Origin of the sequence: Citrobacter sp. T1.2D-1 (genome assembly GCF_950098555.1) — a bacterium.
GTDB classification, from domain to species: Bacteria; Pseudomonadota; Gammaproteobacteria; order Enterobacterales; family Enterobacteriaceae; genus Citrobacter_A; species Citrobacter_A telavivensis.
This window is the reverse complement of sequence record NZ_CATNHH010000067.1, coordinates 221,484-241,903: the sequence shown is the minus strand read 5'-3', so window position 1 is coordinate 241,903 and position 20,420 is coordinate 221,484. Positions and strand designations below refer to the sequence as shown.

The window sequence follows — 20,420 nt, the reverse complement described above, 5'->3', positions numbered from 1 at the left end:
AATGGCAGGAAATACAATTGGACAACTCTTTCGTGTAACCACCTTCGGCGAATCGCACGGGCTGGCGCTCGGTTGTATCGTCGACGGTGTGCCGCCGGGCATTCCGCTGACGGAAGCTGACCTGCAACACGATCTCGACAGACGTCGCCCTGGCACGTCACGTTACACAACGCAGCGTCGTGAACCGGATCAGGTCAAAATCCTTTCCGGCGTGTTTGAAGGCGTAACGACAGGCACCAGCATTGGGCTGCTGATTGAAAACACCGATCAGCGTTCACAGGACTACAGCGCCATCAAGGACGTGTTTCGTCCCGGACACGCGGATTACACCTACGAGCAGAAATATGGTCTGCGCGATTATCGTGGCGGCGGACGTTCCTCAGCACGAGAAACCGCGATGCGCGTGGCGGCAGGGGCGATTGCTAAAAAATATCTCACTGAAAAATTTGGCATTATCATTCAGGGCTGTCTGACCCAGATGGGCGACATTCCGCTGGCGATCAAAGACTGGTCGCAGGTAGAGCTTAACCCTTTCTTCTGTCCGGACCCGGATAAGATTGAGGTGCTGGATGAACTGATGCGTGCGCTGAAAAAAGAGGGCGATTCCATCGGCGCGAAGGTAACCGTGGTCGCCAGCGGCGTACCGGCAGGGCTGGGCGAGCCGGTCTTTGATCGTCTCGATGCCGACATCGCCCACGCGCTGATGAGCATCAACGCGGTGAAAGGCGTCGAAATTGGCGACGGGTTTGACGTCGTGGCGCTTCGCGGTAGCCAGAACCGTGACGAAATCACCAAAGATGGGTTCCAGAGCAATCATGCTGGCGGTATTCTGGGCGGGATCAGCAGCGGTCAGCAGATCGTGGCCCACATGGCGCTGAAACCGACGTCCAGTATTACCGTCCCAGGGCGCACCATTAATCGCTTTGGCGAAGAGGTGGAGATGATCACCAAAGGACGCCACGATCCGTGCGTGGGGATCCGCGCCGTACCGATCGCGGAAGCGATGCTGGCGATCGTGCTGATGGATCACCTGTTACGTCAACGGGCGCAAAATGCGGATGTCAAAACGGATATTCCACGCTGGTAAGAGATGAAAAAAACCGCGATAGCACTGCTGGCACTGCTTGCCAGTACGACCAGTCTGGCGGCGACGCCGTGGCAAAAAATTGCCCAACCCGTGCCGGGCAGCGCGCAGTCAATTGGTGGCTTCTCGAACGGCTGCATTGTGGGGGCGGACACGCTTCCCGTGCAGTCCGAGCATTATCAGGTGATGCGCACCGATCAGCGTCGCTATTTCGGCCATCCCGACCTGGTGATGTTTATTCAGCGCCTGAGTACGCAGGTGAACAATCTTGGACTGGGAACGGTGCTGATTGGCGACATGGGAATGCCCGCCGGTGGTCGATTTAATGGTGGACATGCCAGCCATCAGACCGGCCTGGATGTGGATATTTTCCTGCAGTTGCCAAAAACGCGCTGGACTCAGGCGCAACTGCTGCGTCCCCAGGCGCTGGATTTGGTCGCCCGTGACGGTAAACATGTGGTGCCGACCCTGTGGAAACCGGAAATCGTCAGCCTGATTAAGCTGGCGGCGGAAGATAACGACGTCACCCGTATTTTTGTGAACCCTGCCATAAAACAGCAACTTTGCCTTGATGCCGGTACCGATCGCGACTGGTTACGTAAAGTGCGACCCTGGTTCCAGCATCGTGCGCATATGCATGTACGATTGCGTTGCCCTGCCGACAGCCTTGAGTGCGAAGACCAACCGTTGCCTCCTCCGGGCGATGGCTGCGGTGCCGAGCTGCAAAGTTGGTTTGAACCACCAAAACCTGGAACAACAAAGCCTGAGAAGAAGACACCACCTCCGTTGCCGCCTTCGTGCCAGGCGCTACTGGATGAGCATGTACTCTAATGGATAATTTTGCGGACCTGTTTATGGTCTCTCCGCTACTGTTGATGGTGTTGTTTTTTGTGGCAATGCTGGCTGGATTTATCGACTCACTGGCGGGCGGCGGCGGTCTGTTGACCATCCCCGCGCTGATGGCGGCAGGGATGTCTCCCGCGCAGGCGCTGGCGACCAACAAACTGCAGGCCTGCGGCGGCTCGATTTCTTCTTCGATTTATTTTATTCGCCGTAAAGTGGTGAACCTCGCTGACCAGAAACTCAATATCGCGATGACGTTTATTGGCTCGATGAGCGGCGCGCTGTTGGTGCAGCATGTGAAGTCTGACGTGTTACGTCAGGTCCTGCCGGTTCTGGTTATCTGCATTGGTCTCTACTTTTTACTGATGCCGAAAGTGGGTGAGGAAGACCGACAGCGTCGTCTGTACGGTCTGCCGTTTGCCCTGGTCGCCGGGGGTTGCGTAGGCTTTTACGATGGCTTTTTTGGCCCGGCGGCAGGTTCATTTTACGCGTTGTCATTTGTCATGCTGTGTGGCTATAACCTCGCTAAATCGACGGCCCACGCCAAGGTGCTGAATGCCACCTCCAATATTGGCGGTCTGCTGCTGTTTGTCATCGGCGGGAAAGTGGTTTGGGCCACCGGTTTTGTCATGCTGATCGGTCAATTTCTCGGGGCGCGAATGGGTTCCCGACTGGTACTGAGCAAAGGACAAAAGCTGATTCGCCCGATGATCGTCATTGTCTCGGCGGTGATGAGCATGAAACTTCTTTATGATAACCATGGACAGGAGATTCTCCACTGGCTGGGGATGAATTAATGAACAGTACGCACCGCTACGAACAGTTGATTGACATTTTTAACGGCTGCTTTGCCGATGATTTTAATACCCGTCTGATTAAAGGCGACGACGAACCGATCTATCTTCCTGCTGATGCAGAGATCCCGTATCACCGGATTGTCTTTGCGCACGGTTTTTACGCCAGCGCATTGCATGAGATTTCGCACTGGTGCATTGCCGGAAAGGCGCGCCGCGAGCTGGTGGATTTCGGTTACTGGTATTGTCCGGACGGTCGAGATGCGGCGACGCAGGGTCAGTTTGAAGATGTAGAAGTGAAACCGCAGGCGTTTGACTGGTTGTTCTGCGTGGCGGCGGGGTATCCGTTTAACGTCAGTTGCGACAACCTGGAAGGCGATTTTGAACCAGACCGCGTGGTGTTCCAGCGTCGGGTTCATGCACAGGTGATGGTGTATCTGGAGAACGGCATTCCCGAACGTCCGGCGCGATTCATTAAGGCATTACAGAATTATTATCACACGCCTGAACTTACGGCGGAACAGTTCCCGTGGCCAGAAGCGCTCAACTGAAGCCAGCGCCACGTTACAATGAGGAAAGAAGATGATCGCGGAGTTTGAATCACGCATTCTGGCATTAATCGATGACATGGTAGAGCATGCAAGCGATGATGAGCTGTTTGCCAGTGGGTATTTGCGTGGCCACCTGACGTTAGCCGTTGCAGAACTGGAAGGTACAGATGACCATTCTGCTCAGGCCGTCTATGCCAACGTCACCCGCAGCCTGGAAAACGCTATCGGTGCCGGTGAGTTGTCGCCGCGCGATCAGGCGTTAGTGAAAGAGATGTGGGACACGCTGTTCGAGAAAGCAGTGCAATAATCACGATAACGCCATCCGGCCTGGTTAACTTGCCGGATGGCGCGTCTGTTCATCCCATCGGTGTTTTAACCGCTTTCCCTTTCAACAATTTCCGCACCCATAAACGATTTGGATTTAATGCTGCCAGCGTGGCGGCATCCATCGGCATCGGTTCATTACTCATTTGTGAAGCCAGTATTTCTGCGCACAGGGGCGCGGAGCACAGCCCGCGGGAACCCAGCGCACCCAGCATAAATAAATCGTCATACACCGGCGCATTTGCCGCGCCCGCTTTGTTGTCGGCTAAATCGGCGTACTGCACCAGTGTGGCAGCGTAGTCCGGAACGCTTCCCACCATCGGCAAATGATCGCGGGTGGCGCAGCGCACGCCGCTGCGCGCCGCGTTGTCGCTGACATCGACCTCTTTGGCCCATTCCGCCGCCGGGAAGCAGTCAATCAAGCGCTGTCGATTTTGCTGCTGATCGTCTTCCCGATACTGCGTCTCTTCGCTGCCGCGATGGTAGCTGGCACCGATACAGTGCTGCTGATTAGCCGGGTTCTGCGGCGTGAGATAACCGTCATAGCACAGCACCTGACGAATCTTACAAAGCGCTGGCTTGGTCGGAATATGGCTGACCTGGCCGGCGACAGCGTAGACGGGCAACGGTTGTGTCTGCGTAAAATGGTTAATCTGATGACCGTTAGCCAGTACCACCACGGCATGTTCAGCGCAATTACCGTGCGTAAACTGCAAATTCCAGCCGGATGCAGACTGATTAAGTGCCGCCAGCGAATGCTGATAGTGACAGCGTAATCCCTGTTTTTCAGCAAGCAGAAGCACGGCGGCGGTTAATTGCGCCGGGCACAGCCAGCCGCCCAGAGGATACGTCACGCCGCCACAATCGGTATCGACGCCGGTAAGACGTCGCGCCTGTTCAGCAGCAACGGCGTTCGCCAGCGCTGACGGTAAATCCAGCGACAGCATCTGCGCGATTTTCTGCTGACTCTTGTCGTCCCAGCCCAGTTGCGTGACGCCACACCAGTCGTGATCGAACCTGACGGGCAGGGCGTCATAGAGACGACGGGCAAACGTAAACGCGGCGGGGAAAAAGAGGTTTATTGCCGCATCGTGTTTGCTGAGAAGAGGGTAGAGCGCCCCCTGACGGTTGCCGGACGCGCCCTGAGCGGGTTTATCATCCGCGCAATAGAGCGTGACCTGCCAACCGCGGCGCAACAGCGCCAGCGAAAGCAGCGCGCTGGCAATCCCGCCGCCAATGAGGGCAACCTCGCGTTTTTCACTGCCCTGACGGGAAAACCACGGCATTGATGCTGGCAGCGCGGGAGCGTGTTCCATCACGCCGCGCAGCATCTCGCGCTTGCGCCCAAAGCCTTTGCATTTCTGCATGGTAAAACCGGCTTCCTGTAAACCGCGACGGACAAATCCGGCAGACGTAAAGGTCGCCAGCGTACCACCCGGCCGAGCCAGTCTCGCCATCGCGTTAAACAGCGTTGGCGTCCACATGTCCGGGTTTTTGGCCGGGGCGAAGCCGTCAAGAAACCAGGCGTCGACTTTTTGATTCAGACTATCGTCAAGTTGATTGGTGAGTTCATTGATATCGCCAAACCAGAGATCGAGCGTGACGCGTCCTTCATCCAGCAGCAGACGGTGGCAACCCGCCAGCGGTAACGGCCACTGGGCCTGAAGCTGTCCGGCAAATTCAGCCAACTCCGGCCAGTGCTGATGTGCCGCCGTGAGATCGTCGCGGGTCAGCGGAAATTTTTCAAAACTGATGAAATGTAATCTTTGTAGCGTAGCCTCGGGCTGAGTGGCGCGAAATTCAGCAAACGCCTGCCAGAGCGTGAGAAAGTTCAGACCGGTGCCGAAACCGCTCTCCGCCACCACAAACAGCGGGTGAGAATGTTTTGCAAAACGTTCTGTGATTCGGTTGCCGCCGAGGAAGACATAGCGCGTCTCTTCCAGACCGTTGTCGTTGGAAAAGTAGACGTCGTCAAAATCTCGGGAAACAGGTGTACCCTCAGCGTTGAATTCGAGGTTGGCGGGTTGTATAGCGTATTGTTTCACGTAAGTTACTCGTCTGACAGGCAGTGTCACGATCTTAGCGATGTGTGCCAGGCGGCGCAAATTTCAGTACAAATTGGCTGATCGGACTTGTTCGGCGTACAAGTGTACGCTATTGTGCCAATCGAAACTTACTATAGTGCGATTACAGAGGTATTGAATGAAACGTGCAGTGATTACTGGCTTGGGCATCGTTTCCAGCATCGGTAATAACCAGCAGGAAGTCCTGGCATCTCTGCGTGAAGGACGTTCAGGGATCACTTTTTCTGACGAGTTTAAAGATGCAGGAATGCGTAGCCACGTATGGGGCAACGTCAAACTGGACACCACTGGTTTGATCGACCGTAAGGTGGTTCGTTTCATGAACGATGCCTCTATTTATGCCTATCTCTCCATGCGAGAAGCGATTGCAGATGCAGGCCTGAGTGAAGACGCGTATCAGAACAACCCGCGCGTTGGTCTGATTGCCGGTTCCGGCGGCTCTTCCAAAGCGCAGGTATTCGGTGCTGACGCAATGCGTAGTCCGCGTGGCCTGAAAGCGGTTGGCCCGTATGTGGTCACCAAAGCGATGGGCTCCGCAGTTTCTGCCTGCCTCGCAACACCGTTCAAAATTCACGGCGTAAACTACTCAATCAGCTCCGCCTGTGCGACCTCCGCACACTGCATCGGTAATGCGGTCGAGCAGATCCAACTGGGCAAACAGGACATCGTATTTGCGGGCGGCGGCGAAGAACTGGGCTGGGAAATGGCCTGTGAGTTCGACGCGATGGGCGCACTGTCCACCAAATATAATGACCAGCCTTCTAAAGCTTCTCGTACCTATGACGCGCACCGTGACGGTTTTGTTATCGCTGGCGGCGGCGGTATGGTGGTGGTTGAAGAACTGGAACACGCGCTGGCGCGTGGAGCCCATATCTACGCGGAAATCGTGGGCTACGGCGCGACGTCTGATGGCGCTGACATGGTGGCTCCGTCTGGTGAAGGCGCGGTGCGCTGCATGCAGATGGCGATGCACGGCGTTGATACTCCAATCGACTACCTGAACTCCCACGGTACCTCTACGCCAGTGGGTGACGTGAAAGAACTGGGTGCGATTCGCGAAGTGTTTGGCGATAACAGCCCGGCTATCTCCGCGACCAAAGCGATGACCGGTCACTCTCTGGGCGCTGCTGGCGTACAGGAAGCGATTTACTCTCTGCTGATGCTGGAACACGGCTTTGTCGCACCAAGCATCAACATCGAAGAGATGGACGAGCAGGCTGCCGGTCTGAACATTGTGACCGAAACTCTCGATCGTGAACTGACCACCGTTATGTCCAACAGCTTCGGTTTCGGCGGTACCAACGCCACGCTGGTGATGCGTAAACTGAAAGCGTAAGTGACTTTCTTAATAAGAAGGGGAGCCCGATTGCTCCCCTTTTTTGTTTCGTTGACAAAATGCATGCGTAGCAGGCAGACTTCAGGCCCATCATTATCTTCTGGATAATGCGTAAGCGTTTGACGTTATCCAACGCACCTTAATCCTGACGGTCAGGTGGAGGGGGCGTGGCAATTCCTCGCCTTACTCTGCATTCTGGAGTAACGCATGACAGCAGTAACCCATAAAGAAAAAACATCTGCAGCGAACACATCGCTTTTTCGCATCGCTTTTGCGGTCTTTTTGACCTACATGACGGTCGGCTTGCCGCTACCCGTTATTCCACTTTTTGTCCACCATGAGCTGGGCTATGGCAATACGATGGTTGGTATCGCCGTGGGAATTCAGTTTCTGGCTACCGTCTTAACACGCGGTTATTCCGGGCGACTTGCCGATCAGTACGGTGCCAAACGTTCTGCGCTTCAGGGGATGTTCGCCTGCGCGCTGGCGGGCGGCGCGTGGCTACTGGCGGCGCTGTTACCCGTTTCTGAACCGATCAAATTCGCATTATTGATAGTCGGACGTCTGATCCTCGGCTTTGGTGAAAGCCAGTTGCTCACCGGCACGCTGACCTGGGGACTGGGCCTGGTGGGGCCTGCACGTTCCGGCAAGGTGATGTCGTGGAACGGGATGGCGATTTACGTTGCGCTGGCTGCAGGCGCGCCGCTGGGGCTGCTCATCCACAGCCATTTTGGTTTTGCGGGTCTTGCGGGCACGACAATGGCGTTACCGCTGCTGGCATGGGCGTTTAACGGAACGGTGCGTAAAGTACCTGCTCATACGGGCGAGCGCCCCTCGCTGTGGAGCGTGGTGGGGCTTATCTGGAAACCGGGTCTGGGCCTCGCGTTGCAAGGTGTCGGATTTGCCGTTATCGGCACTTTTATCTCTCTCTATTTTGCCAGTCACGGTTGGGCGATGGCCGGCTTTACGCTGACCGCGTTTGGCGGGGCCTTTGTCATTATGCGCGTGCTGTTTGGCTGGATGCCGGACCGCTTTGGTGGGGTCAAGGTGGCTATCGCTTCCCTGCTGATAGAGACCGTTGGACTGATACTGCTCTGGCTGGCACCGACGGCGTGGTTTGCGCTGCTCGGGGCGGCATTAACCGGGGCCGGGTGTTCGCTAATCTTCCCGGCGCTCGGCGTTGAAGTGGTGAAACGCGTACCGTCGCAGGTTCGCGGTACCGCACTGGGGGGATACGCCGCATTTCAGGATATCTCTTACGCGGTCACCGGCCCGCTGGCGGGGTTGCTTGCCACGTCCTGTGGCTATCAATCTGTATTTCTTGCCGGAGCGATTTCGGCGGTACTGGGGATTGTGGTGACGCTGTTGTCGTTTCGCCGGGGCTAGATGACCAGCCAGAACACCAGTAACGCGATCAGCAGGGCGATAAACAACAGTCCGGGACGCGCGGTGAACGATCGCAGCGTCTCAATAAACGGTGCAAACGGACTGTAAATCGGCTGAATGTGGCGTGGATCGGTGAATTCCCGATCGCGCTCAACGCGCTTGAGGAAGATCTGATTCAGGAGGTCCTGTACCTGGGCGGTGGTGAGCACGGTTTGCGGTTGGAGCTGCCCGTTCTGCTGGGCGTAATCTTTCAAACTGGCCAGCTCGTCGGCTTCCAGCGGTTGCTTAAGCGCCGCCTGTAGCGATTGCAGAGTGGGAGCATGTTGCAGACTGAGGGTCTGACGCGCCTGTAGCCAGGTCGCCAGATGGGTGAAATGTTTTGCCGGGATCAGCTCACCGCTTTTCACGCCAGAGAGTTCCAGCATCGATTGCCAGATAAGCTTGCCGGATTCCCCCGTGGCGGCGGCCAGTTTAGTCACCAACTGATTTAACGTATTGTGTTCGGCTGGCATCAGCGGGCGATCGGTTGCCGGACGCTGTTGCGGCTGCGGGATCGACAACTGCCCCTGCTGTAAAAGCGTCAGTACGTTCTTAAGCTGTTCCGGTTTGAGTTGACTGAGCGCCGTTTGTCCGTACTGCTGGCGAATAAAATCGCTCACTGCCTGGCGGTTATTCCCCTGACTCAGCAATTCCGTCAACTGTGAAAGTACCTGACGGTTGGCATGATTCTGTTGGGCTACGCCAAGACGCTGGCTGAGATTTTGCTCCGCCGCAGGGAAATGACGTGACAGTAGCGGAGTGTCGCTTTTCACTCCAAGATCGTGCTTCATGCCGGCCCACACTTCCGCACTTTGCTGTTGCGTCAGTGAAATCAGGCGGGTTATCAGTCGTTCCAGTACGGTCCGCTGTTGCGTGGAGAGCGGTTGTTCGCCCGCCGTGGATACCGCAGGTTGCCCTTCGCCGGGAGGGTGCGCGGGAGTACCGGAAATAGGTTGCATCATCACTTATCCTTAAACCATCAATCTTAGCAAAGTATGCCTGGCGGCCAGATTATGGCACACTTGCCCGGTTAACTCTCGTTCTCAAACAGGTACGACAGACGTGAAAATTCTCGTTGATGAAAATATGCCTTATGCCCGCGAATTGTTTAGCCGTCTGGGCGAGGTCAAAGCGGTTCCTGGGCGCCCCATCCCTGTCGCTGAACTGGATGATGCCGACGCGTTAATGGTGCGTTCTGTCACCAAAGTGAACGCGTCATTGCTGGAGGGAAAGGCCATCAAGTTCGTTGGTACCGCAACTGCCGGCACCGATCATGTGGATGAGGACTGGCTTAAGCAGGCGGGAATCGGATTTTCAGCAGCGCCTGGCTGTAACGCCATTGCGGTGGTGGAGTATGTTTTCTCTTCGCTGCTGATGCTGGCGGAGCGTGACGGATTCGCATTGCGCGATCGTACCGTCGGGATTGTTGGCGTGGGTAACGTCGGGGGGCGCCTGCAGGCTCGGCTGGAAGCGCTGGGGATCCGTACGTTGTTATGCGATCCACCGCGCGCGGATCGTGGAGACGAGGGCGATTTTCGCTCGCTTGATGAGCTGGTACAGGAAGCCGATGTCCTGACCTTCCACACGCCGCTGTTTAAAGAAGGGCCATACAAAACGCACCATCTGGTCGATGAGGCGCTGATTGGTCGCCTGAAACCGGGCAGCATTCTGATTAATGCCTGTCGCGGCGCGGTGGTTGATAACGCCGCGCTGCTGGCGCGCCTTAACGCCGGGCAGGCGCTGAGCGTGGTCCTGGATGTCTGGGAAGGTGAACCGGATCTGAATGTCGAGCTGTTGAACAAGATCGATATTGGCACGGCGCACATTGCGGGCTACACGCTGGAAGGCAAGGCGCGCGGCACCACGCAGGTTTTTGAAGCCTGGAGCAAATTTATTGGTCGCGAGCAGCATGTCGCGCTGGATACCCTGCTGCCAGCGCCGGAATTTGGCCGCATTACGCTGCATGGACCGTTGGATCAGCCGACGCTGAAAAGACTGGTGCATTTGGTGTATGATGTGCGCCGCGACGATGCGCTACTGCGCAACGTTGCCGGAATACCGGGTGAATTTGATAAACTGCGCAAAAATTATCTCGAGCGCCGTGAATGGTCCTCACTGTACGTGATGTGCGACGACGCGGATGCGGCGGCGTTACTGTGTAAACTGGGTTTTAACGCGGTTCATCACCCGACACGTTAATGTCTTCTTAATGCTCCCTGACGAATAATCGGCAGGGAGGCTTATGCTTTTCTGGAGTAAACCACCATGTCTGAAGGCTGGAATATTGCCGTCCTCGGCGCGACGGGCGCCGTCGGCGAAGCGTTGCTTGAAACCCTGGCTGAACGTCAGTTCCCGGTTGGGGAAATTTTTGCGCTGGCACGTAATGAAAGTGCAGGCGAACATCTGCGCTTTGGTGGTAAGTCAGTGATGGTGCAGGATGCGGCTGAATTCGACTGGACGCAGGCACAGCTGGCCTTTTTCGTTGCCGGTGTCGACGCCACGGCAGCCTGGGTGGACGAGGCGACAAATGCGGGCTGTCTGGTCATTGATACCAGCGGTCTGTTCGCGCTTGAGCCGGACGTCCCGCTGGTGGTGCCAGACGTGAACCCGTTCGTGCTGGCAGACTACCGCAATCGTAACGTGATCGCTGTGCCGAACAGCCTGACCAGCCAGTTGCTGGCCGCGCTGAAGCCGCTTATCGATGAGGGGGGACTCTCTCGCATCACCGTAACCAGTCTGCTTTCTGCATCTGCGCACGGTAAGAAAGCCGTCGATGCCCTCGCCGGGCAGAGTGCGAAACTGCTGAACGGGATCCCCATTGATGACGATGATTTCTTTGGCCGCCAGCTGGCGTTCAATATGTTGCCGCTGTTGCCGGATCGCGAAGGCAGCGTGCGTGAAGAGCGGCGGATCGTCGATGAAGTGCGCAAAATCATGCAGGATGACGGGTTGATGATTTCGGCAAGCTGCGTACAGTCACCGGTGTTTTATGGCCACGCGCAGATGGTGGCATTTGAAGCGCTGCGTCCACTGGCTGCCGAAGAGGCTCGCGATGCCTTTGCCCGTGGCGAAGACATTGTGCTGTCGCAAGAGAGTGATTTCCCGACTCAGGTTGGCGATGCCACCGGCAGCGCGCACCTGTCCGTGGGCTGTGTGCGTAACGATTACGGTATGCCAGAGCAGGTTCAGTTCTGGTCCGTGGCGGATAACGTTCGCTTTGGCGGCGCGCTGATGGCGGTGAAAATTGCGGAAAAACTGGTGCAGGAGTACCTGTACTGATGTCTGACCAGCAACGCTCGCCGGTGTATAAAATTGCGCTGGGCATCGAGTATGACGGCAGCAAATATTATGGCTGGCAGCGTCAGAATGAAGTCCGCAGTGTGCAGGAAAAGCTGGAAAAGGCGCTCTCACAGGTTGCCAATGAGCCGATTAACGTCTTTTGCGCCGGACGCACCGATGCCGGTGTGCACGGCACCGGTCAGGTTGTGCATTTTGAAACCACCGCTTTGCGCAAAGATGCGGCATGGACATTGGGTGTAAATGCGAATTTACCTGGTGACATCGCGGTGCGATGGGTGAAAGCTGTACCGGAAGATTTTCACGCGCGTTTCAGCGCCACGGCTCGCCGATATCGTTACATCATCTACAATCATCGGTTACGTCCGGCGGTGTTAGGTAAAGGTGTGACGCATTATTATGAACCGCTGGACGCTGAGCGCATGCATCGTGCGGCGCAGTGTCTGATTGGCGAGAATGACTTTACGTCGTTTCGCGCCGTCCAGTGCCAGTCGCGCACGCCGTGGCGCAACGTGATGCACATTACGGTCTCGCGCCATGGCGCGTATGTGGTGGTCGATATCAAAGCGAATGCCTTTGTACATCATATGGTCAGGAACATTGTTGGCAGCCTGATGGAAGTAGGTGCCCACAACCAGCCGGAGAGCTGGATAGCAGAGTTGTTAGCGGCAAAGGACAGAACGCTCGCAGCGGCAACGGCGAAGGCCGAAGGACTGTATCTGGTTGCGGTGGACTACCCTGACCGGTTTGACCTTCCTAAACCGCCCATGGGCCCGCTCTTTCTGGCGGACTAATTCAAGTCGTATAAAGGCACAACTATGGACCTGATTTACTTCCTTATCGATTTTATCCTGCATATTGATGTGCACCTGGCGGAACTGGTCGCACAGTACGGCGTTTGGGTTTACGCGATTTTGTTCCTGATCCTGTTTTGTGAAACCGGACTGGTGGTGACGCCGTTCCTGCCAGGCGATTCCCTGCTGTTTGTGGCGGGGGCGCTGGCGTCGCTGGGCACTAACGATCTCAACGTGCACCTGATGGTGGTGTTGATGCTGATTGCCGCGATTGTTGGCGATGCGGTGAATTACACTATTGGTCGATTGTTCGGTGAGAAGTTATTCAGTAACCCGAACTCGAAGATTTTCCGCCGCAGCTATCTGGACAAGACGCATCAGTTTTACGAAAAACATGGCGGAAAAACCATCATTCTCGCCCGTTTTGTACCGATCGTCAGAACATTTGCGCCGTTTGTGGCGGGAATGGGACATATGTCGTATCGTCATTTTGCGGCTTATAACGTGATAGGCGCGCTGCTGTGGGTTCTGCTCTTCACCTACGCAGGTTACTTCTTTGGTACCATTCCGATGATTCAGAACAACCTTAAGTTGCTGATTGTCGGGATTATTGTGGTGTCTATCCTGCCGGGCGTGGTGGAAATTATTCGCCATAAACGCGCGGCGTCACGTGTAACAAAATAGAAACTAACTCGGCGGTTCGACCACTTTTTTGTCCAAAGTTTCGGGCTGTTATGTTTTAATGTGCAACATTCATGGTCTGTTGGGGGCAAAAATGGCATTATGCGCCCCCACGGCAAAACTGGAACACACCAGGTTCAGGCAGAAAGGTCATAAATGAGCTGGATTGAACGAATTAAAAGCAACATTACGCCCACCCGCAAGGCAAGTATTCCTGAAGGGGTGTGGACTAAGTGTGATAGCTGCGGTCAGGTTTTATACCGTGCTGAGCTGGAACGTAATCTCGAGGTCTGTCCGAAGTGTGACCATCACATGCGTATGTCGGCGCGTAACCGCCTGCATAGCCTGTTAGATGAAGGAACGCTGGTGGAGCTGGGTAGCGAACTTGAGCCGAAAGACGTACTGAAGTTCCGTGACTCCAAGAAATACAAAGACCGTCTGGCTTCCGCGCAAAAGGAAACCGGCGAGAAAGATGCGCTGGTGGTGATGAAAGGCACGCTTCACGGCATGCCGGTCGTCGCGGCGGCATTTGAGTTTGCTTTCATGGGCGGCTCGATGGGTTCTGTGGTCGGCGCACGTTTTGTGCGTGCTGTAGAACAGGCGCTGGAAGATAACTGTCCGCTGGTGTGCTTCTCCGCCTCCGGCGGCGCGCGTATGCAGGAAGCGCTGATGTCGCTGATGCAGATGGCGAAAACCTCTGCGGCGCTGGCAAAAATGCAGGAACGCGGTCTGCCGTACATCTCCGTGCTGACCGACCCAACGATGGGCGGTGTCTCTGCAAGCTTCGCGATGCTGGGCGATCTCAACATTGCTGAACCGAAAGCGCTGATCGGCTTCGCGGGTCCGCGCGTTATCGAACAAACCGTACGTGAGAAACTGCCGCCGGGATTCCAGCGCAGTGAGTTTCTGATCGAAAAAGGCGCTATCGATATGATCGTCCGCCGTCCGGAGATGCGCCTGAAACTGGCAAGCATTCTGGCGAAGCTGATGAATCTGCCGGCGCCAAATCCGGATACCCCGCGTGAAGGCGTGGTGGTGCCACCGGTGCCGGATCAGGAACCAGAGGCCTGATAACTGAAAAGGGCAGGGCCACAGGCGCTGCCCTTTTGCTTTTCTCAACGTAACGAATTTACGGGCATCATGAATAACAAACGTATTCCTAAAGCCGCGTCGCCCCTGGCCTCGTGGCTTTCTTATCTGGAAAACCTCCACGCGAAGACTATCGATCTGGGCCTTGAACGCGTAAGCCAGGTGGCTGCGCGGCTGGGCGTGCTGAAGCCTGCGCCGTTTGTCTTCACCGTGGCGGGCACCAATGGCAAGGGCACCACCTGCCGGACGCTGGAGTCCATATTGACGACAGCGGGATACAAAGTCGGGGTATACAGTTCGCCGCATCTGGTGCGCTACACCGAACGTGTGCGTGTGCAGGGCAATGAACTGCCAGAATCGGCCCACACAGAATCCTTTGCGGAGATTGAAGCGGCGCGTGGGGATATCTCGCTGACATATTTTGAATACGGCACGCTGTCTGCGTTGTGGCTGTTTAAGCAGGCGCGACTGGATGTGGTGATTCTGGAGGTCGGGTTGGGCGGACGACTGGACGCGACAAACATCGTTGATGCCGATATCGCCGTGGTTACCAGCATTGCGCTGGATCATACCGACTGGCTGGGGCCAGATCGTGAAAGTATTGGCCGCGAAAAGGCCGGCATTTTCCGTGCGGATAAACCAGCGATTGTCGGCGAACCCGAAATGCCCTATACCATCGCCGATGTGGCGCTGGAGAAAGGCGCACGCCTACAGCGCCGTGGCGAAGACTGGCAGTTTACGGTAACGGAGACGGGGTGGTCCTTCAGCGACTGCCACGGTACATTGACCGATTTACCGCTGCCACAGGTACCGCAACCCAATGCGGCGACCGCGCTGGCGGCACTGCGCGCCAGTGGCCTGAACGTCAGTGAACAGGCGATCCGCGACGGGATTGCTCAGGCGATTCTACCGGGACGTTTCCAGATTGTGAGCGAGTCGCCGCGCGTCATCCTCGATGTCGCGCATAATCCCCATGCGGCGGAATATCTGACCGGACGGCTGAAAATGTTGCCGAAAAAGGGGCGCGTTCTTGCCGTTATCGGTATGCTACATGATAAGGATATTGCGGGAACGTTGGCCTGGTTGAAAAGCGTGGTCGACGACTGGTATTGTGCTCCGCTGGAAGGCCCCCGGGGGGCGACGGCAGAGCAACTGCTGGAACATCTCGGTAAAGGCAGTGTCTATGACAGTGTCGCGCTGGCATGGCACGCCGCTCTGGCAGACGCGAGACCAGAAGATACCGTACTGGTGTGTGGTTCATTCCACACGGTTGCACATGTCATGGAAGTAATGGACGCGGGGAGAATCGGTGGCGAGTAAGTTTCAGAATCGTTTAGTCGGCACGATTGTGCTGGTCGCGCTGGGCGTGATTGTGCTGCCCGGGCTGCTCGACGGGCAGAAAAAACATTATCAGGATGAATTCGCGGCGATCCCGCTGGTGCCGAAACCCGGCGATCGCGACGAGCCGGATATGATGCCTGCGGCAACGCAGGCATTACCGACTCAACCACCGGAAGGGGCGGCAGAAGAGGTGCGGGCAGGCGATGCGGCGGCTCCGTCGCTGGATCCGTCACGCTATGCGTCAGCGAACAGTCCTGAGCTTGATACGACGCCAGCGCCCGTAGAACAACCCAAACCAAAACCGGTTGAAAAACCGAAGCCGCAACCGAAGCCACAGCCGACTGTGGACGCAACGCCCGCTCCGGTTCCCACTCCTGCGCCAAAACCGGCGGTGGAAGAGAAACCGGCACCGACGGGTAAAGCCTATGTTGTGCAGTTGGGTGCGCTGAAAAATGCCGATAAGGTCAATGAGATCGTGGGTAAACTTCGTGGCGCAGGTTTCCGGGTATATACTTCTCCGTCAACGCCAGTACAGGGTAAAATAACCCGTATTCTCGTGGGGCCGGATGCATCACGCGACAAGCTGAAAGGTTCGCTCGGCGAGTTACAGCAAATCTCCGGATTAAGCGGAGTGGTGATGGGGTACAGCCCGAACTAAGTTAGGGTTGCCTGATGGCGGCGCTCGGCGTCTTATCAGGCTTACCACCTTGTGTTTGTTGGCCGGATGAGGTGTTTACATCGCCATCCGGCAGTGCCCGAAGAGGCATAAAACGGTATGGCGTTGAATATTTTTTCAGCGCCATTTTTATTTACGCGCGGGAAGGAAATCCCTACGCAAACGTTTTCTTTTTCTGTTAGAATGCGCCCCGAACAGGACGACAGGGCGTAAAATCGTGGGACACATATGGTCTGGATTGATTACGCCATTATTGCGGTGATTGGTTTTTCCTGTCTGGTTAGCCTGATCCGTGGCTTTGTTCGTGAAGCGTTATCGTTGGTGACATGGGGTTGTGCTTTCTTTGTCGCCAGCCATTACTACACTTACCTGTCTGTCTGGTTTTCGGGCTTTGAAGACGAACTGGTTCGAAACGGGATTGCCATCGCGGTGCTGTTTATCGCGACACTTATCGTCGGCGCCATTGTGAACTACGTGGTAGGGCAACTGGTTGAGAAAACCGGTCTGTCAGGTACCGACCGGGTTCTGGGGGTCTGTTTCGGCGCGCTGCGTGGTGTGTTGATTGTTGCTGCCATTCTGTTCTTTCTCGACACCTTTACGGGCCTGTCGAAAGGTGAAGACTGGAGTAAGTCACAGCTGATCCCGGAGTTCAGTTTCATCATCAGATGGTTCTTTGACTATCTGCAAAGCTCGTCAAGTTTCTTGCCCAGAGCATAAGCGTTGGGTTGTAGCTTAACGAGGAAAAAGACGTATGTGCGGTATTGTCGGTATCGCCGGTGTTATGCCGGTTAACCAGTCGATTTATGACGCCTTAACAGTGCTCCAGCATCGTGGTCAGGATGCCGCTGGCATTATCACCATCGATGCAAATAACTGCTTCCGTTTGCGTAAGGCAAACGGCCTGGTGAGCGATGTATTCGAAGCGCGTCACATGCAGCGTATGCAGGGCAATATGGGCATCGGTCATGTGCGTTACCCAACGGCTGGTAGCTCCAGCGCCTCTGAAGCTCAACCTTTCTACGTCAACTCCCCGTATGGCATCACGCTTGCCCACAATGGCAACCTGACTAATGCCCACGAACTGCGTAAAAAGCTGTTTGAAGAGAAGCGCCGCCATATCAATACCACCTCAGATTCTGAGATCCTGCTCAATATCTTCGCCAGCGAACTGGATAAGTTCCGCCACTATCCGCTGGAAGCAGACAACATTTTTGCGGCAATTGCCGCGACCAACCGCCAGATCCGCGGCGCGTATGCCTGCGTGGCGATGATTATTGGTCACGGTATGGTCGCCTTCCGCGACCCGAACGGTATTCGTCCGCTGGTGTTGGGTAAACGTGATATCGGTGACGGCCGCACTGAGTATATGGTGGCGTCTGAGAGCGTTGCGCTGGATACGCTGGGCTTTGAGTTTCTGCGTGACGTTGCGTCGGGCGAAGCGGTCTATATCACTGAGAAAGGGCAATTGTTCACCCGTCAGTGTGCTGAAAACCCGGTCAGCAACCCGTGCCTGTTTGAGTATGTTTACTTCGCGCGTCCGGATTCCTTCATCGACAAGATTTCCGTCTACAGTGCCCGTGTGAATATGGGGACCAAACTTGGCGAAAAAATTGCCCGCGAATGGGAAGATCTGGATATCGACGTGGTCATTCCGATTCCGGAAACCTCCTGCGACATCGCGCTGGAAATTGCGCGTATTCTCGGTAAGCCGTACCGCCAGGGGTTTGTGAAAAACCGCTATGTCGGCCGTACCTTTATCATGCCGGGACAACAGCTGCGTCGTAAGTCCGTACGTCGCAAACTGAACGCTAACCGCGCTGAGTTCCGTGATAAAAATGTCCTGCTGGTGGATGACTCCATTGTGCGCGGCACCACCTCAGAACAGATTATTGAGATGGCGCGTGAAGCCGGGGCGAAAAAGGTCTATCTGGCCTCTGCCGCACCGGAGATTCGCTTCCCGAACGTGTACGGTATCGACATGCCTACCGCAAATGAACTGATTGCGCATGGTCGTGAAGTGGATGAGATTCGACAGATAATTGGCGCAGACGGTCTTATCTTCCAGGATCTTGACGATCTGATCGACGCCGTGCGTGCCGAGAACCCGGATATTCAGCAGTTTGAATGTTCCGTGTTTAACGGCGTCTACGTCACGAAGGATGTCGATCAGCAATATCTCGATTTCCTCGATTCCCTGCGTAATGACGATGCCAAAGCGGTCCAGTTGCAGAACGAAGTCGAAAACCTCGAGATGCACAACGAAGGGTAATCCTGACCTGCCAGGGGGCGAATCCCGCCCCCTGACTTGCAACTCCCCATAAAATCCTGCAAAGTCAGCCCAGAAGTCAGACAGGGCGATATATCATGAAACGACTCATAGTAGGGATCAGCGGTGCCAGCGGCGCCATTTACGGCGTGCGGCTGTTGCAGGTTTTACGCGATGTACCGGACGTTGAAACGCATCTCATCATGAGCCAGGCCGCCCGCCAGACGCTGTCGCTGGAGACCGATTTATCGCTGCGCGATGTCCAGGCGCTTGCCAACGTGACGCACGATGCGCGCGACATTGCCGCCAGCATTTCCTCAGGCTCATTTTCGACTGCCGGCATGGTGATTCTGCCATGCTCCATCAAAACCCTTTCCGGTATTGTGCACAGCTATACCGACGGCCTGTTGACCCGTGCGGCAGACGTGGTGTTGAAAGAGCGCCGTCCGCTGGTGCTGTGCGTTCGGGAAACGCCGCTCCATCTTGGGCATCTGCGCTTAATGACTCAGGCGGCGGAAATTGGTGCGGTGATTATGCCGCCGGTTCCGGCGTTTTATCATCGTCCTGTGACGCTGGATGATGTGATAAATCAAACGGTTAATCGCGTTCTCGATCAGTTTGATATCGCCCTGCCGCAGGACCTTTTTACCCGCTGGCAGGGGGCATAACATTGCGCTGTCAGCGTGCCTTTTTGCATCAGTTGCCCTGTTTCAGGGCAATTTTGTAACCGCGATCATATCCTCAACATTTAATTCGCTAAATCCATTCGAAACGCTGCGGTTCATCCGTCAGACCTGCTATCTTCAACATCAGGACAATATTGCAACGTTTTATTAACATATTTAACGTCGAATATCCCGGGCGGCGCGAAAATGGCATAAGACCTGCATGAAAAAGCCTGCAAACACACAACACAACGTAAAACATAATAAAGTCATTCCACTTGAGGGTTATGTATGAAGAAGTCAATTCTCGCTCTGTCATTGCTGATTGGTCTTTCTGCTACTGCATCCAGCTATGCGGCGCTGCCGCAAACGGTGCGCATTGGCACAGACACAACCTACGCCCCGTTCTCTTCGAAAGATGCCAAAGGCGACTTCATCGGCTTTGATATCGATCTGGGCAATGAGATGTGTAAGCGTATGCAGGTCAAATGTACCTGGGTCGCCAGTGATTTTGATGCGCTGATCCCATCACTCAAAGCGAAGAAAATTGATGCCATTATCTCTTCGCTCTCGATTACCGATAAGCGTCAGCAGGAAATCGCGTTCTCTGACAAGCTGTACGCGGCGGACTCGCGGTTGATTGCGGCGAAAGGCTCACCGATTCAGCCGACGCTTGACGCGCTGAAAGGTAAGCACGTTGGCGTGTTACAAGGCTCAACTCAGGAAGCGTATGCCAATGATATCTGGCGCAGCAAGGGCGTGGATGTGGTGGCCTATGCAAACCAGGATCTGATTTATTCCGACCTGACTGCGGGCCGTCTTGATGCGGCACTGCAGGACGAAGTTGCCGCCAGCGAAGGTTTCCTCAAACAGCCTGCGGGCAAAGACTATGCTTTTGCCGGTCCTTCCGTGAAGGATAAAAAGTACTTCGGCGACGGTACGGGCGTCGGTTTACGTAAAGATGATGCTGAACTGAAGGCCGCCTTCGATAAGGCACTTGCCGATCTGCGTCAGGATGGCACTTACGACAAGATGGCGAAAAAATACTTTGACTTTAACGTCTACGGTGACTGAAACCTCAATATGGGGAACGGATTGCACCGGTCGGGTTAACCATTACGGTGCGTGACAGGTGAATTGCACCGTTATGGTGCAATTAGTGCGGGTGAA

20 protein-coding genes are annotated in these 20,420 nt (G+C 55.5%); 18 read left to right on the top strand and 2 right to left on the bottom strand.

The window, feature by feature from the left end; translation table 11 throughout:
* Window position 1 precedes the first annotated feature (1 nt).
* Genes aroC through QQZ17_RS23630 form a run of 5 tightly spaced genes read left to right on the top strand, consistent with a single transcriptional unit; the run spans window position 2 to window position 3,579 of the window.
* Window positions 2–1,087, top strand: coding sequence for a chorismate synthase (gene aroC, locus QQZ17_RS23650; protein WP_152403296.1), 1,086 nt, complete (start codon window positions 2–4; stop codon window positions 1,085–1,087).
* A 3-nt stretch (window positions 1,088–1,090) separates the two neighbouring features.
* Window positions 1,091–1,915, top strand: a complete 825-nt coding sequence (gene mepA / locus QQZ17_RS23645) for a penicillin-insensitive murein endopeptidase (RefSeq protein WP_152403298.1) — start codon at window positions 1,091–1,093, stop codon at window positions 1,913–1,915.
* On the top strand, window positions 1,915–2,724 hold the full coding sequence (locus tag QQZ17_RS23640) for a sulfite exporter TauE/SafE family protein (protein ID WP_152403300.1): 810 nt from the start codon (window positions 1,915–1,917) through the stop codon (window positions 2,722–2,724). The genes mepA and QQZ17_RS23640 overlap by 1 nt, the downstream gene beginning before the upstream one ends.
* Window positions 2,724–3,272, top strand: a complete 549-nt coding sequence (locus QQZ17_RS23635) for an elongation factor P hydroxylase (RefSeq protein ID WP_152403302.1) — start codon at window positions 2,724–2,726, stop codon at window positions 3,270–3,272. Before QQZ17_RS23640 ends, QQZ17_RS23635 begins: the two co-directional genes overlap by 1 nt.
* Window positions 3,273–3,303: 31 nt before the next feature.
* The gene (locus tag QQZ17_RS23630; RefSeq protein WP_152403305.1) at window positions 3,304–3,579 is read left to right on the top strand and encodes a YfcL family protein; all 276 of its coding nucleotides are present in this window, start codon (window positions 3,304–3,306) and stop codon (window positions 3,577–3,579) included.
* A gap of 49 nt (window positions 3,580–3,628) precedes the next feature.
* Here the strand turns inward: QQZ17_RS23630 and mnmC are convergent, their stop codons facing one another.
* A complete protein-coding gene (gene mnmC / locus QQZ17_RS23625; RefSeq protein WP_152403307.1) occupies window positions 3,629–5,641 on the bottom strand; it encodes a bifunctional tRNA (5-methylaminomethyl-2-thiouridine)(34)-methyltransferase MnmD/FAD-dependent 5-carboxymethylaminomethyl-2-thiouridine(34) oxidoreductase MnmC in 2,013 nt (670 codons plus the stop codon).
* Window positions 5,642–5,798: 157 nt separating this feature from the next.
* On the opposite strand from mnmC, the gene fabB reads away from it, so the two are divergent.
* Together fabB and QQZ17_RS23615 are read left to right on the top strand one after the other, a co-directional pair.
* Window positions 5,799–7,016 carry a beta-ketoacyl-ACP synthase I gene (gene fabB, locus QQZ17_RS23620; RefSeq protein WP_152403309.1) on the top strand — a complete coding sequence of 406 codons (1,218 nt, stop codon included), beginning with the start codon at window positions 5,799–5,801 and terminating at the stop codon, window positions 7,014–7,016.
* A 207-nt stretch (window positions 7,017–7,223) separates the two neighbouring features.
* Window positions 7,224–8,402, top strand: a complete 1,179-nt coding sequence (locus QQZ17_RS23615) for an MFS transporter (RefSeq protein ID WP_152403312.1) — start codon at window positions 7,224–7,226, stop codon at window positions 8,400–8,402.
* Here QQZ17_RS23615 and flk read toward each other — a convergent pair.
* Window positions 8,399–9,400: a flagella biosynthesis regulator Flk gene (gene flk, locus QQZ17_RS23610; RefSeq protein WP_152406285.1), complete on the bottom strand. Its 1,002-nt coding sequence runs from the start codon at window positions 9,398–9,400 to the stop codon at window positions 8,399–8,401. The two genes, QQZ17_RS23615 and flk, sit on opposite strands and share 4 nt — an antisense overlap.
* Window positions 9,401–9,503: 103 nt before the next feature.
* Here flk and pdxB point away from each other — a divergent pair, with 103 nt between their 5' ends.
* From pdxB to argT, 11 genes are all read left to right on the top strand, one after another.
* Window positions 9,504–10,640, top strand: coding sequence for a 4-phosphoerythronate dehydrogenase PdxB (pdxB, locus tag QQZ17_RS23605; RefSeq protein ID WP_152403314.1), 1,137 nt, complete (start codon window positions 9,504–9,506; stop codon window positions 10,638–10,640).
* A gap of 66 nt (window positions 10,641–10,706) precedes the next feature.
* Window positions 10,707–11,720 carry an aspartate-semialdehyde dehydrogenase gene (locus tag QQZ17_RS23600; RefSeq protein WP_152403316.1) on the top strand — a complete coding sequence of 338 codons (1,014 nt, stop codon included), beginning with the start codon at window positions 10,707–10,709 and terminating at the stop codon, window positions 11,718–11,720.
* Window positions 11,720–12,532, top strand: a complete 813-nt coding sequence (truA, locus tag QQZ17_RS23595; RefSeq protein ID WP_152403318.1) for a tRNA pseudouridine(38-40) synthase TruA — start codon at window positions 11,720–11,722, stop codon at window positions 12,530–12,532. The genes QQZ17_RS23600 and truA overlap by 1 nt, the downstream gene beginning before the upstream one ends.
* A 24-nt stretch (window positions 12,533–12,556) precedes the next feature.
* A complete protein-coding gene (locus QQZ17_RS23590) occupies window positions 12,557–13,216 on the top strand; it encodes a DedA family protein (RefSeq protein WP_046483093.1) in 660 nt (219 codons plus the stop codon).
* Window positions 13,217–13,369: 153 nt separating this feature from the next.
* Window positions 13,370–14,284, top strand: a complete 915-nt coding sequence (accD, locus tag QQZ17_RS23585) for an acetyl-CoA carboxylase, carboxyltransferase subunit beta (RefSeq protein WP_042317761.1) — start codon at window positions 13,370–13,372, stop codon at window positions 14,282–14,284.
* Between the two features lie 69 nt (window positions 14,285–14,353).
* Window positions 14,354–15,622 carry a bifunctional tetrahydrofolate synthase/dihydrofolate synthase gene (gene folC, locus QQZ17_RS23580; RefSeq protein WP_152403320.1) on the top strand — a complete coding sequence of 423 codons (1,269 nt, stop codon included), beginning with the start codon at window positions 14,354–14,356 and terminating at the stop codon, window positions 15,620–15,622.
* Window positions 15,612–16,301, top strand: coding sequence for a cell division protein DedD (dedD, locus tag QQZ17_RS23575; protein ID WP_152403322.1), 690 nt, complete (start codon window positions 15,612–15,614; stop codon window positions 16,299–16,301). Before folC ends, dedD begins: the two co-directional genes overlap by 11 nt.
* A 246-nt stretch (window positions 16,302–16,547) precedes the next feature.
* A complete protein-coding gene (gene cvpA / locus QQZ17_RS23570; RefSeq protein ID WP_046483084.1) occupies window positions 16,548–17,036 on the top strand; it encodes a colicin V production protein in 489 nt (162 codons plus the stop codon).
* 34 nt (window positions 17,037–17,070) lie between these two features.
* Entirely contained in the window at window positions 17,071–18,588 is a 1,518-nt protein-coding gene (gene purF / locus QQZ17_RS23565) for an amidophosphoribosyltransferase (protein ID WP_152403325.1), read from the top strand.
* 95 nt (window positions 18,589–18,683) lie between these two features.
* Complete coding sequence (locus QQZ17_RS23560) at window positions 18,684–19,253, top strand: UbiX family flavin prenyltransferase (RefSeq protein ID WP_152403327.1); 570 nt, start codon at window positions 18,684–18,686, stop codon at window positions 19,251–19,253.
* A 288-nt stretch (window positions 19,254–19,541) separates the two neighbouring features.
* Complete coding sequence (gene argT, locus QQZ17_RS23555) at window positions 19,542–20,324, top strand: lysine/arginine/ornithine ABC transporter substrate-binding protein ArgT (protein WP_061074829.1); 783 nt, start codon at window positions 19,542–19,544, stop codon at window positions 20,322–20,324.
* The last annotated feature ends 96 nt before the right edge of the window (window positions 20,325–20,420 follow it).